This window comes from Pseudomonadota bacterium (assembly GCA_036141575.1).
Taxonomy (GTDB): Bacteria; Pseudomonadota; Alphaproteobacteria; order UBA2136; family JAPKEQ01; genus JAPKEQ01.
This window is the reverse complement of sequence record JAYZXF010000011.1, coordinates 243,852-257,389: the sequence shown is the minus strand read 5'-3', so window position 1 is coordinate 257,389 and position 13,538 is coordinate 243,852. Positions and strand designations below refer to the sequence as shown.

Genomic DNA, 13,538 nt, shown 5'->3' with positions numbered 1-13,538 from the left:
AAGAAGGAGAAACGACACGTGGATCGTTTAGCAATAACAAACCATGGTTACGATAAGCTTATGGAAGAACTAGACAACCTGATCAAGGTTGAGCGTCCAGCTATCACAAAAGCCATTGAAGAAGCACGTGAACACGGTGACCTTTCTGAGAATGCTGAATACCAATACGCAAAAGAGAAGCAAGGCTTTATTGAAGGCCGTATTGCAGAGCTTCAAGATAAAACAGCTCGTGCTGAAGTAATTGACCCTACAAAACTTTCAGGGGAACGCGCAGTATTTGGCGCAACAGTTAAACTTATCAATGATGATACTGAAGAAGAAGTAACCTATACACTTGTTGGCCAAGATGAAGCCAACATTGATAAAGGCCTTATTTCAACAAGTTCACCTGTTGGCCGCGCCATGATCGGTAAAGAAGAAGGTGACGAAGTGGTCGTGAAAACGCCAAACGGTACACATACATACGAAGTTATTGAAGTCATGTTTGTGCCAATCAAAGATTAGTTCATTAGAATCAAAAAAGCGCCCATTGGGCGCTTTTTTATCGAATCCACACATTCTTTTCGGGGTCATAAATCTTAGATGAACCACCACGTAACGGGCGAGACATTTCAAGGGCAACTGGACCATGCGGGATGTCTTCTGCATCACGCACAGGCTCCTCACCGCTTTCGTTTAGGCTAGAAGACACAAGCCCTTTAGACCAAGCACGTAAATACTCTTTCATATAAATAGGTTCAGGCATACGTACTGCGATGGTATCTCTATTCCCTGTAATCAAATCAGGAAGCTCTGGCTTCGCAGGGAGAATCAAAGTATATGCACCTGGCCAGTACTTTTTAATCGCTTCACGGTGCGCCGCATTAAAACGGCTGCGATCTACAAATCGATCAAGCTGCTTCATACTACCAACAAGGATAATGACCCCCTTATCAACAGGGCGATTTTTAATTGCCATAAGCTTTCTAAGAGCAGCCTCATTAAATGGGTCACAACAATATCCATACACACCTTCTGCAGGCGCAACAACTACCTCACCCTTTCTCAGCTCTTGAACCCAAAAAGAAAGGCGGTCTTGACGCCAGAAACTACCGTTTCCCTCTAAAGAAGGCCTGAAGAATTTCAGCACACTCTGTTTCCATGAGCCCGCCATAGACAACAGGTTTATGATGACAGGTTTTATGGTCGTAAATACGCGCGCCATTTTGTACGCCTCCACTTTTTACATCAAAAGCTCCAAAACGAAGCTCCGCTATTCTTGCATGAGAGATGGCTTGCGCACACATTGCACAAGGCTCAAGTGTAACCGCCATCATCAACCCATCAAGCCTTGCTGATTTTAATGCCTGAGAGGCATGTCTCAGGGCCACAATTTCAGCATGTGCCGTTGGGTCATTGGAATCTATAACAAAATTACGACCTTCGCCAATAATTTCACCATCTTTAGAATAAATCACTGCGCCAACAGGTACTTCTGCAGAAGCAGATGCTTCACGCGCAAGCTCTAATGCGCGCTGCATCATATCTTCATGCACAACCGCACCCTTTACGTGCCACAGGCACTGCAGGCTTAGAAAAGAAATACATTTCTTCTTTTAGGTATGCAGGCTTTTTCACATTGGGTGCCATTAAGATATGGCCATCAAATGGCGCAATAACAGGTGCCCCATCTCCTTTAGCAAGCAGCTGGCCTTTTTTCATAGATGCGAAGTTTTTGAAAATTTCAATCTGTTCATAACTACCATCCGGGAAGAAGCAGCTTTCCGTTACATCATAAACCATCAAATCTTCTGATAAAGATGGCTTATAAACATCTTCAACAAGCCCATAAGACTGAGACAAACTTAAGAAACATTTAGCCGCACATTCAAACGCCTCTAATGCCTCGTGCTGACCACATTCAATCATGTACATATCACCTGCACCATCACCATAAAGCTGGGTTAAAAATTGGCTTTCTACTGCACAGGCCATGCCTTCGAGATAGTGTTGTATTGGCAAAGCAGAAACATTCTCAAGCGGCAATTTCTCATTCGCAATAATCATTGCAGGTGCATCCTGAGACGTCGTATGGAAATCAACACCCGTATCAAACTCTCTCCAGATAGGGCAAAGCTCCTGGGCGCGCTGAAACTCAAGCTCAGTATATTTACCATTATCAGGGTCAAATCCTTTAGGAACTCGATTCATATTGGCATCTAAAAATCGATACTTAAATTCAGCAGGGTCATTTTCTGGCTGCCAGTACTTTTCAGCCGCTTCTACATTATTCAAAGAAAAAATAATACGCCCCTTAAAAGGAGTACCGAGTTCTTGCAGCTTTTGAAACGCCCAAAGAGATGCTAAACCACATGGTTCATTACCGTGGGTATGAATTGTCACACCAAAAGTCAGGCCGCTATTTCCAGAATCAAAACAGTAAACGCCTTGCACACCATTATAAGACTGGCCCTTCAACCAGTCGAAAGTTGCTTTTAAATCACTTTTAGTTGGCGCAAAATTCACGTAAAAACCCCCAAAACCTTTTGCTTCTAGCCTTTTAATGTCAGACTTTCCTGAGACCATGTCAACCTTTGTATGCGACATTTTTTGCAAACAAACCAAAAAAGTGTAGGTAAACCCATGAATTCTAAACCAGTTATTGGCATCCCTCTTGATTTTGAGAAGAGCGGAAGTTTTTCTTCACGCCCTCACTACGCGTTAAGGACTCATTATTTTGATGCCATTAAAACATGGGGAGCTATCCCTCTTGGTCTTCCTTTAGACCTAGACAGTATTGAAGACCACCTTGCGATATGTGATGGATTTTTTCTTCCTGGAGGCACATACAAGTTTTCTGATGATTGGTACATGGATAAACCCCAAACAGAATCTAAACTTGCCCCAAACCCTCGCCGAGAGTATGACAAAACACTCACCAAAGAGCTTCATGAACGCAAAATCCCAACGCTGGGTATTTGTGCGGGCATGCAAGTTATGGCAGGCGTTTTAGGTGGAAAGTTCTATCGCGACGTGGCTAAAGAACTGCCAACAAACTTTGACCACCTCAATGCCAAGCCTGCTGAGGAAGTGGCACATAACATTGAAATTCTTGCAGACAATATGCTCTCCAATCTTATTCATGCCAATGAAATAAGTGTAAATACCGCCCATAGAGAAGCCCTTGTCGATTGCCCTTCTGGCGCCGAGCTTTGTGCCATTGCACCGGATGGTGTTATTGAAGCCATTGCATGGAAAGATCACCCTTTTGGTCTAGGTGTTCAATGGCATCCAGAGTTCTTTTTAGAGAATGAAAAGAACCCGCACATGCAAATTTTTAAAGCCTTCATTAAGGCTGTAGAGGAACATAAGCATGCTTAAAGTAACAGCTGGAGAATATAAAGGGAGACAGCTTGAAACAGCAGATGACCTTTCGGTGCGCCCAACTAAAAACCGTACACGTATGGCAATGCTCAATAGTGTAGAAAGCCGCTTACACTGGCAAAACATGAAAGTGGCAGATCTCTGCTGCGGCAGCGGGGCGCTTGGTATTGAAGCTCTTTCACGTGGTGCAGACCATTGCATGTTTGTAGACATCAATACCAAATACACACTAACGAATCTAAAGAATTTAAATGCTGAAAACAGCAGTTATACTATTCAACAACAAGATGCGGCCACATACAGCTCAGGCCCGTTTGATGTGGTTTTTGCTGACCCGCCATACGGAGAAAACTTGCTTGAAAAAATTTTAGAAAACCATAAATATCTTGGTGAAAAAGGCACCTTGTGGGCCCTTGAAGAAGCAAGTTCTCACAACCTAAACGTGCCAGAAGGATTCACCCTTCACAAATACAAAACTTTTGGTAAAAGTGCATTCTGGCTTTTAGAACAACAATAGGAAAGTACAGGGCTTATTTGGGGTAAGTTTGGGACTTAACCTTTAAAAAGACGCTCAACAAAACCTTCAAGCCATTCATGCGTACCTGGTAAATGGTCGCGAGCTTGTTTTAACATCGTTTCCCATTCTACAGCCTGCGCAGTTAACCAACGCCCTGATAGAATATCCTCTTTATACCAACGCTCAACAGAAGCTTCAATCGCTTCTGGGTGGAACTGTACACCATAAACATGATCCGCATATTTAGCAGCTTGCTCTGTATATTTTGAGCCACCCATCAAATGAAGAGCACCTTCTGGTCTTGTATAAACATCTTCATGCCAAAGCGCGACGTGCTTGCCGCAAAGCTCATCACCAAATACTTCATCATGGTGGTTCATTTTAAGCTCAGCAAAACCAGCAGAAGGATGCGATTGGCCACGTGTTACAACACCACCATGCACATGTGAAAGCATTTGTGCACCCAAGCAAATTCCAAATGTTGGCATACCTTGATCAATAGAGCGCTTAACCCACTCTGCTTCATTTTTCAGCCAGAGAATATTTTCAATATCACGAATAGAACAGGCACCACCCATAATGATCTGACCGTCATAGTGAGATGGAATTTCTGGAAGCGCATCACCGCCGCGCGTATGCACAACTGTCACGTCAAAACCGAGACGTGGCAGTAGCGTTTCAAAAATTGCGAGCCTTGGTACATCGCCATGGCAAAATACCAATATGTTTTTTCGTTTCATATAAACTTATATCCTTTAGAAGATGGAAAAGGATTCTACACAACTGACAGACTTTGCCAAGAGGAGAAATTTTAATAACCGCGTCTGCCGAATAATTTCTCAATATCTTTAAGTTGTAACTTAATGGATGTTGGCCTGCCATGGTTACATTGAGCGCTCCCTGGCGTATTTTCCATATCACGGAGTAATTGATTCATTTCGATATGAGAAAGTTTGCGTCCAGCACGGATACTCCCATGACATGCCATTGTAGAAAGAAGGTGTTCAAGATCTTCTTGAAGAACTGTTGTAGATTTCAGCTCTCGCACATCTTCAACCAAATTTTCAATCAAGTCTTTGACATTTACGCTGCCCAGCACTGCTGGTGTTGCACGTACAGAAACAGCATTCACACCAAAAGCCTCAACCTCAAGCCCAAGTTTAGCCAGTGCCTCTTCATGCTTCAGCAGAGCTTCTACATCCGCTTCACTTAGAGTCACGATATCAGGAACAAGCAAAGCCTGACGCTCCACACCCTGTTCTGCCATCTGAGTTTTAAATTTTTCATACACAAGGCGCTCATGAGCTGCATGCTGATCCACCACAACGAGCCCGTCATCAGCCTGCGCCACAATGTATGTTTTATGAACCTGTGCCACAGCTGCCCCAAGAGGAAAACTTTGGTAATCTTCCGTACTTTCCTGCTGAATATTTTCAGAGACCATCATTTGTGGCGTCGCATTCAAATCATGAATAAATGCAGACTGGCGCACAGGCGCTGACGTATGAACACGTGGTACATAAGGCACTGCTACTGGTGCTCCACCTTGCGGACGCAGCGCAGCAGGGTAATCAGAAACAGGTTGATGTGCAGGCATAGCGTTTTGGAACTTTGCAAGGGCCTCTTCAGCAGGTGTTGTACTCACCGTTGTTGTATGTGGTGCAAGCGCTCTGCGAATTGCAGTATGAACAAAACCATAAACAGAACTACTGTTGGAAAAACGAACCTCTGCCTTTGTTGGGTGTACGTTCACATCCAACTCCCCAGTAGGCACTTCTACAAATAGCAACGCCAAAGGGTGACGACCATGGTGCAGCATATCGTGATAAGCGCCTTTTAAGGCACCAACAAGCACACGGTCACTCACAGGGCGACCATTAATAAACAGGAATTGTTTACGGTTATTCCCAATATGATAAGTTGGCAAAGACACAAACCCTTTAATGCTCATGCCATCACGTTCAAAATCTACAGGCACTGTATTTTCAGAAAATTCTCGGCCAAGGAAGCCTGCCACCCGCGGCAGCATATCTTCAAGCAATGCGCCTTGTGCTTGATTGAGACGAAACGTTTCACGGCCATCTTGCAAGAAAACAAACTCGATACCTGGATGCGCAAGTGCAAGCTTGGTTACCGTCTCTTTCACAAGTTCTTTTTCAGTACGTGCTGTTTTAAGAAACTTTTTACGAGCCGGCGTATTAAAGAAGAGATTTTCAACCAGTACTGTTGTGCCCTGCTCTCTTGCTGAGGGTTCAATTTCACCAATGCCACCCCCATGACATACAACTTGCCACGCACTATCTTCATCTGGTGTGCGCGATGTAATGGTGAGTTTAGAAACCGAACCAATTGAAGGAAGAGCTTCTCCACGAAAACCAAGCGTATGAATATTAAACAGATCATCTGTGCTAGAAATTTTAGAAGTTGCATGACGGTGCAACGCAAGGGTGAGGTCTTCTTTTTCAATCCCTTTACCGTTGTCACTAATTTCAATACGTTTTGTACCGTCTTCTTCTACAGAAACTTGAATCCAGCTTGCGCCTGCATCCACAGCATTTTCAACAAGCTCTTTAACAACAGCTGCAGGGCGTTCAACCACCTCACCGGCCGCAATCCGGTTAGCGAGATCATCTGGTAAAATATGAATTTGTGACATGAGTGCCATACTATATGAGCATGCTTAAAGCGCAAGAAAATTTGTTAGTCTGGCCGAACATCTACAGAAATAGTACCCGTATAAACGCCAGGCAAAGCGGCCCCAATATACGACCTTAATATACTGGTTCTAATATCATTGGTATCCCCACCAATACTACATGTTTCATCTTCTGCCGGGTGTTCACCAACATCAAAAAACTTATTGAGATAATTTTGATCCGCACGAAGATTTTGCCATGTGGTGTTTACAGTTCCCCTAAACTCCACATCTACCTGAAGCTCGTTTCCGGCTCCGTCATCCACTGCAAAACGCTGAGTATTTGCAGTGAGAACAGTACTGCCGCCTGAATTTCTTGCACGCGCACGACCATCACCATCTGCTTGCGTATAGATACAGACACTTTGAATATCAATTTCGTCTCCAGCAAAATCATCCGTCCCAAAGTCAACATCTGCAAGACCCGTGGCCCGCGCACATTTATTCGTTGCAGGGTTGGCGCATTGCGCATAGGCAAAATTTCCACTCAAAAGCAGAACCATTACTCCTATACATAAGAATATAAACTTCACGAAATTCTATCTCGTTTTTATTAGAGATACAGTTTATCACCAACTGAAAAATTGAATAAGAACTAATTTAAAGACTCATTGAAAGATCAGTCAGGGCTCATCTGCATTTCAATAAAACCAGTGTAAACACCAGGGATAGCTGCGCCAATCCATGCCCGATTAATGCGAGTACGGAGTGTGTTCGTATCCCCACCTAAGCTGCACGTCTCATCTTCTGTTGGGTGTTCCCCCACATCACGAATTTTATTTTGATAACCAGAACTAGCAACAATATTTCTGAATGTTGTATCAACAGACCCGCTAAACTGTGCCCGTACTTGAATTTCATTTCCAAACCCATCCGTTACCGCAAAGCGGCGCGTATCTGCCGTTAACTGCGTACTGCCACCCGTATTACGAACCCGCGCACGACCATCACCATCAGCCTGAGTATAAACACAAATACTTTCATCATGAATTTCATTACCTGTAAAGTCGTCTACACCAAAATCAACGTCAACAATGCCAGTCACACGGCCACATTTATCAGACAGAGGGTCTGCACATTGCGCGTGCGCATTAGCTCCAAACATAAGAAGCATGAAAAACAATGGAATGATGTAGAGTGTTTTCATGCTTACTTATGGGAACCTATGTTAGTTTAGGACTCTTAAAACGGAAGCCATTTATCAAGAAATCTCTCGCCATACTGAGGTGTCTGGCTTTCATCCACAAGGCCGCTACCAGCATACACAATGCGTGCTTCTGCAACTTTTTCAGAGGCAATCGTGTTATCAGGGTTAATATCATCCTTACGGATCACACCACTGATACGCATTTGCTGTTTTTCATAATTCACCATAATTTCACGCGTACCTTGAATCACAAGGTAACCGTTTGGTAGAACCTGAGTCACCACCGCAGCCACTCGTGCTGTTAACGTATCTTCACGGTCTGTTGTGCCTTCACCATCAAACTGGCGGTTGGCGTTTGTATCAAGTAGTGAGCGAGCCCCTGGCGCAATACCACGGTTTGTCAAAACACCTTCTAGGTTAAGTAGATTGGTAATCCCGCTACTTTTTGCACTCAGACGGTTTGTTGTTGTTGCAGCATCAACCTCTGCCTGTGCATTTTCATTTACAATAACCGTTACAATGTCACCAATTTTACTGGCACGACTATCTTTAAAGAATTTACTGTTATTGGTTTGCCAAAGACTACCCGGTGCACGGCTATCTGGAAGTGGGGCAACACCTGAAGTTTGTACAGGCCTACTGCCCATACTTTCCTTCATACCATCCCCAACTGATGTCATTTCAGGGCGAACAGCAGGAGGTTGACACGCAGAGATCAAAGCTCCGACCATTAAGATATATGCTTTTTTCATGTCAAACTTCCCCTAGTTTACTGTCAATACGCCGCCATCAGTGATGGTTGCCATAATTGTATTATTGCTTGCGCCTGTCACTTTAATAGAATCCCCAACGTAGCCATCTTCAAGTGCTTTCGCACCAAGCTTCAACACCATAGTACCACTTTTAAAGATCACGGTCACCTGATCCCCACGATGCACCTCTGGTGGCATGCGGAGTTGGTTCCCATAGATTGGCACGTTTGGGCGCATTGGGCGCAAAGTTTCCAAACCAACAATTTCTTCAGGGTTTAGAATGACCGTACTTGCAAGGCGGCCTTTTGGCATTGGCTTTGAAGCAATCATATCTTCTGTAATAACAACACCTTTTTGAATTTTTGCGCTCAATACTGGGATATCAAGAATTGGAGAGCTATGTGCCGCTGCACTGCCGAGTAGCAAAGCTGTGATCAGTATTTTTTTCATCTGTCTTCTCCTCTTCTATCTAACTATTATCGAATCTGATTAATCGCGTTTAACATTTCATCAACCGTTGTGATGACACGTGAGTTCAACTCAAATGAACGCTGTGCTGTAATCAGGTTTGTTACTTCTTCAATAGAGTCTACGTTTGACGCTTCCACAAAGAACTGTTCAATCTGGCCTGAACCGTTTTCAGTTGGGTTGGTTGCGTTTGCTACACCAGACGCTTCTGTTTCTTTAAAGAGGTTGTCACCAATGTTACGAAGACCGGCTTCGTTTTGGAACATGGATAGTTGAATTTGGCCAAGCTCAAGAACGTCGTCTCCAACTTGCGCACTCACAATACCAGCACTTGTTACAGTTAGGTTCACAGCATCTTCAGGCACCACAATGCCGGGGTTAAGCTCAAAACCATCAATGTTTACAATTGTACCCGTGTTATCCACTTGGAAAGAACCATCACGTGTATAAGCAGCTGTACCATCCGGCAAAGTAATCTCGAAGAAACCACGTCCAGAGATCGCAAAATCTAGAGAGCTTTCAGTTCTCTGCAGAGGCCCCTGCTCATGGATATCGTATGTTGAACCAATGTTCACACCAAGACCAGTTTGTACACCGGCAGGTGAAATGTTCCCTGCTGCTGACGTTGCAGAACCTGCGACGATTTGATCTTGGTAGATCAGATCTCTAAAGGCTGCACGTTGGCGTTTGAAACCAGTTGTGTTGATGTTGGCAATGTTGTTTGAAAGCACATCAACGTTCATCTGCTGTGCAGACATACCCGTTGCTGCAATTTTCAGTGCGCGCATCATGATTTAGGTTCTCCTTATTTCAAATCTTTTTACGGTAGTCTCGCGAGTTCGCGAACCGTTCTTTGTTCTAGTTCTTCAACACCTTGTACAGTTCTCAGAGCACTTTGGTAGGCACGTGCGAGCTGAGTCATGCGAACAGTCTCTTCTACAGGGCTTACGTTACTGCTCTCTAGGAACCCTTGCAAAACTTGTGCCTCAAGTGAAACAACTGGCTCATCACCATCTTGTGTGATGTACGATCCACCAGCTCTGAGTAGGCGTTGCGGGTTATCAAACTCAAACAAACCAATGTTTGCAATCGGGCCATCATTCCCGGCGATTGTCCCGTCTGCTGTAATTTGAATCACTTCAGTTTCTGCTGGAATGTTAATCGCGCCACCGTTTAAATCAACAAGCGGGTTACCACGATCATCTGTTACGTTTCCTGCACCATCAAGCTGGAAGTGACCATTACGTGTGTACTGCACACGGCCGTTTACAAGAATACCGAAGAAGGTGTTTTCACCTTGAATGGAAAGGTCTAGCGGGTTATCCGTTTTTTCAAACGCACCGTTCATCATATCGTAGCGTGTGCCACGGTTGATGTTAAAAGATCCAACTTCCGTGTTCTTCTTAGTTGCTACAAGTTCACGGAAATCAATATCAAGCCCCTTATGACCAGGCGTCGTGAGGTTTGCAACATTATCTGCTGCAAGCGTCATCTTCTGGCGCTGACCAATCAGGTTTGATGTTAAAATATATACGGGTTTCATTGTCTTACCCTATACTTCCCATTTTCGTTTTTTCCGCATTTTCAGGGAGCTTCCCTGCGTCTGCGTATCTCTTCCCATAAACTTCGTTGCATAAGGCGTGCCAAATTTAAAAACACCCAGAGCAGACCTGTTGCTAAATTGTTCCATCACACGTGGAAGAGTCAGCATGTAAAGTGACTTTTTGTTGCGCCCCCTATATAGAAGGGTCACAATAGAAACAACCAATGCCCAAACAAAACATAAGAAGAAACAAGGGAATCTCATGAAAGACGCACCTGGCATTTTGCAGGATATTCGCACAATTCGCGACATTGAAGCCTCACTAGAAGACGCAGAAGCGTTTATCAGTCGGGTTAAATCCAACAAAGTTCGCCTAACTTTGAACGACGGTGCGATCTCTATCTCTAAGGAAGAGATGGCAAAAATTACAGACCTTGTTGTCACTCTTGAACGCAGCGGAAAAGCCCTTGAGTCTGCTGTAAAATACCTACGTGAACTAATGGCTTACGATGAGATCTCTCAAATGTTCTCTCGTCGCTACATTTTCCATTTACTCGAGAAAGAGCTTTACCGTGCAAACCGCTATGGCACACACTTTAGTGTGATTGCTCTTGAGCTTGAACCACAACTTGACGGTAAGATGACGCACATCCGCCATGAAGACAGCAACCTGATTGTTGGTGAAGCTGCTCGTGTGGTCCGTAAGTTTATCCGTGATAGTGATAGCCCAGGCCGTACAAGTGAGTACACGTTCATGATTCTTCTGCCAGAAACAGATAACGAAGGAGCTTACATCCTTGCTGAACGTATCCGCAAAGCGATTGATAAGTCTTACGATACACAATCTGGCAAACTGAAGATTACTGTGAACGGCGGTATTATCCAAAGTAGCGACCCTGCGGTAAGCGACATGGCTGGCCTGCTCTACGTAACAGACCAAAAGCTTTCTGAGGCGCGTGAAAAGGGCAATGGCTGTGTTGTCAAGTAACGCAGAACTGCTCCTTTTTGAAACTGATGACCATATAGCAAGTGAAGGGGGACACACCCTTCTCACGACTGAGTTTTGGCTATACGGTGAAAACGGTTCAGACGTTCAAAAAATTCTCAAGACTGATGATCCTGAGCTCAGTAAGGTGCCATTCCTTAAAACATTTGCACCCACTGAAAACAGCTCTTCACAGAGCACAGTGACTGTCTGGCTGATTGCTGCTGATGAACTTGATGATGTGACACTCAGCTCTATTGGTCACCAGATGTCGGCCAAGCATGGCCAAACGCTATACCCTGTTCTACTTTCAGACAAACCTGAGACTGTCCAAAAATTTAAATATGCTGGCGGTATTGTAAGTTTCCACCTGAAAGGACAGAGCGCAGATAGCATTCGCAACATCCTTGAGCTTAGCGAAGCCATGGCGCAGCAGCACCATGCTCTTAAAAAGAGTGGTACAGCACAAGCCAGTAACAAACCTTTCCAAATTGATACCCTGTATGACCTGCACCTAGAAGTGAACACTTCTGGCATGATTGAAACAGTACATGGTCGTAAAGCAGATAGCTTTAAAAACAAAGTTGGCCACAACTTCATTTCTTGCATCCCTGAAACGGAGCGCGACAACTGGAAAGAGATTTTCATGTCTGGCGTTCTTCTTCCAGAAAGCAAAACATTTGAAACAGCAGCTCTTAAAACACCCAACCGTATCAGCACGTATGAGCTCCGCCTAACGCCAATTCAAAAGCAAAGTAAGGTGCAAGGCTATTACATCCACGGGATTGATCGCTCTGAAAACGTACGCCTTAAGGACAAAGTTCAAAACCTACGTGATACGGACATGCTAACAGGCCTGCTGAACCGTGGCGCCTTCATGAAAACCCTTGAAGACCGCATGCAGGAAGAAAGCTCTGTGTGCATGGCCCTTCTTAACATTGATTGCTTCCATGTAAGCAATAGCATTCATGGCCCTGAAATGGGTGATATGATTCTTGAAAAGATGGCTGAAGGCCTTGGTATTTTCTGCCGTAAAAAAGATATTGTTGCACGCCTTGGCGGAGACACCTTTGCGATTCTCTTTGATGATAGCACTGAAGAAAGCGCATGGAAGCAAGCGGAAGAGATCCAAGAAGCATTTCTTAACATGACACGCGCATCAGACTGGCCAACAGAACCACTTACACTGTCTATTGGTATTGCGGAAAGCAAATATGCGCGCAACCATGGCGCCCTCTTCCAAAACACAATGCTTGCCCTTAATGAAGCAAAGCATCTTGGTAAAAACCGTATTTGCAGATACCACAACCTCAACCCACACAATGCTATGTTAAAAAAACGTGTGGAAATGGTCTCTGAGCTGACAACGGGCCTGCATAAGGCTGACAAAATCTTTAAACTTTACAAGCAACCAATTGAGCCACTTGGAAGCTCAAGCAAAGGTTACCATGAGATTCTACTCCGTGTTCTTAAAGATGGCACATGGCGCACAGCTGCACACCACATTGATGTAGCAAATGACCACGGCCTGAGTATTGATATTGATCTATGGGTGACTGAAAACGTTGTTAAAGAGCTTCTTAAAGAGCCTGAAACATCTGTCTTTAGCGTAAACCTCTCTCCACGCACTCTTGAAAAGAACGACGCTGTAGAGAGAATTATCGATCTTATTGAAGACGCTGGTGTTGCCCGTCAGCTCTGCATTGAGCTCACTGAAACATGCCCAATCCTCAACTTTGGTACAGTGCGCAACAACCTTCTTAAACTACAAAGCATTGGCGTTAAAATTGCCCTCGATGACTGTGGCGCAGGCCAAGCCTCTCTTCACATGATTCGCGACATGCCGCTAGATATCATTAAGATTGATGGTAAGTTCATTAAAGATCTTCACCGCGGCTCAACAGATGAAATTTTTGTACGTGCGCTACGCGATATTGCCCGTAAAATGGGGCTTACAATTGTCGCGGAAATGGTAGAGCGTGAAGATACGATGCAAAAGCTTCGTACACTCGGCATTGATTATGTACAAGGCTACGCCATAGGCCGTCCGGAACCTATTGGAAGCTAA

The 13,538-nt window shown here is 44.4% G+C and carries 16 protein-coding genes; 5 read left to right on the top strand and 11 right to left on the bottom strand.

Going from position 1 to position 13,538, the window contains the following annotated elements; translation table 11 throughout:
• Window positions 1-18 precede the first annotated feature (18 nt).
• Window positions 19-504, top strand: a complete 486-nt coding sequence (gene greA, locus VX730_05700; protein MEC9291881.1) for a transcription elongation factor GreA — start codon at window positions 19-21, stop codon at window positions 502-504.
• 37 nt (window positions 505-541) lie between these two features.
• On the opposite strand, the gene VX730_05695 is transcribed toward greA, so the two are convergent.
• The 3 genes from VX730_05695 to VX730_05685 are packed head-to-tail and all read right to left on the bottom strand — an operon-like array spanning window position 542 to window position 2,565.
• Window positions 542-1,129 carry an L-threonylcarbamoyladenylate synthase gene (locus VX730_05695; GenBank protein MEC9291880.1) on the bottom strand — a complete coding sequence of 196 codons (588 nt, stop codon included), beginning with the start codon at window positions 1,127-1,129 and terminating at the stop codon, window positions 542-544.
• Window positions 1,089-1,535 (bottom strand): nucleoside deaminase, encoded by a 447-nt coding sequence (locus tag VX730_05690; protein ID MEC9291879.1) that lies wholly within the window; start codon window positions 1,533-1,535, stop codon window positions 1,089-1,091. The genes VX730_05695 and VX730_05690 overlap by 41 nt, the downstream gene beginning before the upstream one ends.
• A complete protein-coding gene (locus tag VX730_05685) occupies window positions 1,528-2,565 on the bottom strand; it encodes a hypothetical protein (GenBank protein ID MEC9291878.1) in 1,038 nt (345 codons plus the stop codon). The genes VX730_05690 and VX730_05685 overlap by 8 nt, the downstream gene beginning before the upstream one ends.
• A gap of 57 nt (window positions 2,566-2,622) precedes the next feature.
• Between VX730_05685 and VX730_05680 the strand changes: the two genes are divergently transcribed.
• A complete protein-coding gene (locus VX730_05680; GenBank protein ID MEC9291877.1) occupies window positions 2,623-3,360 on the top strand; it encodes a gamma-glutamyl-gamma-aminobutyrate hydrolase family protein in 738 nt (245 codons plus the stop codon).
• Complete coding sequence (gene rsmD, locus VX730_05675) at window positions 3,353-3,880, top strand: 16S rRNA (guanine(966)-N(2))-methyltransferase RsmD (GenBank protein ID MEC9291876.1); 528 nt, start codon at window positions 3,353-3,355, stop codon at window positions 3,878-3,880. Before VX730_05680 ends, rsmD begins: the two co-directional genes overlap by 8 nt.
• Window positions 3,881-3,915: 35 nt before the next feature.
• On the opposite strand, the gene VX730_05670 is transcribed toward rsmD, so the two are convergent.
• From VX730_05670 to VX730_05635, 8 genes are all read right to left on the bottom strand, one after another.
• Window positions 3,916-4,620, bottom strand: coding sequence for a type 1 glutamine amidotransferase (locus tag VX730_05670; GenBank protein MEC9291875.1), 705 nt, complete (start codon window positions 4,618-4,620; stop codon window positions 3,916-3,918).
• Between the two features lie 71 nt (window positions 4,621-4,691).
• A complete protein-coding gene (mutL, locus tag VX730_05665) occupies window positions 4,692-6,536 on the bottom strand; it encodes a DNA mismatch repair endonuclease MutL (protein MEC9291874.1) in 1,845 nt (614 codons plus the stop codon).
• A 44-nt stretch (window positions 6,537-6,580) separates the two neighbouring features.
• On the bottom strand, window positions 6,581-7,066 hold the full coding sequence (locus VX730_05660; protein MEC9291873.1) for a hypothetical protein: 486 nt from the start codon (window positions 7,064-7,066) through the stop codon (window positions 6,581-6,583).
• Between the two features lie 128 nt (window positions 7,067-7,194).
• A complete protein-coding gene (locus tag VX730_05655) occupies window positions 7,195-7,722 on the bottom strand; it encodes a hypothetical protein (protein MEC9291872.1) in 528 nt (175 codons plus the stop codon).
• A 35-nt stretch (window positions 7,723-7,757) separates the two neighbouring features.
• Window positions 7,758-8,474, bottom strand: coding sequence for a flagellar basal body L-ring protein FlgH (locus VX730_05650; protein MEC9291871.1), 717 nt, complete (start codon window positions 8,472-8,474; stop codon window positions 7,758-7,760).
• A gap of 12 nt (window positions 8,475-8,486) precedes the next feature.
• Entirely contained in the window at window positions 8,487-8,924 is a 438-nt protein-coding gene (flgA, locus tag VX730_05645; GenBank protein MEC9291870.1) for a flagellar basal body P-ring formation chaperone FlgA, read from the bottom strand.
• Between the two features lie 26 nt (window positions 8,925-8,950).
• Entirely contained in the window at window positions 8,951-9,733 is a 783-nt protein-coding gene (gene flgG, locus VX730_05640) for a flagellar basal-body rod protein FlgG (GenBank protein MEC9291869.1), read from the bottom strand.
• A 29-nt stretch (window positions 9,734-9,762) separates the two neighbouring features.
• Window positions 9,763-10,485 carry a flagellar hook basal-body protein gene (locus tag VX730_05635; protein MEC9291868.1) on the bottom strand — a complete coding sequence of 241 codons (723 nt, stop codon included), beginning with the start codon at window positions 10,483-10,485 and terminating at the stop codon, window positions 9,763-9,765.
• Between the two features lie 262 nt (window positions 10,486-10,747).
• Between VX730_05635 and VX730_05630 the strand changes: the two genes are divergently transcribed.
• Together VX730_05630 and VX730_05625 are read left to right on the top strand one after the other, a co-directional pair.
• The gene (locus VX730_05630) at window positions 10,748-11,473 is read left to right on the top strand and encodes a GGDEF domain-containing protein (GenBank protein MEC9291867.1); all 726 of its coding nucleotides are present in this window, start codon (window positions 10,748-10,750) and stop codon (window positions 11,471-11,473) included.
• Window positions 11,454-13,538, top strand: a complete 2,085-nt coding sequence (locus VX730_05625) for a bifunctional diguanylate cyclase/phosphodiesterase (GenBank protein ID MEC9291866.1) — start codon at window positions 11,454-11,456, stop codon at window positions 13,536-13,538. Before VX730_05630 ends, VX730_05625 begins: the two co-directional genes overlap by 20 nt.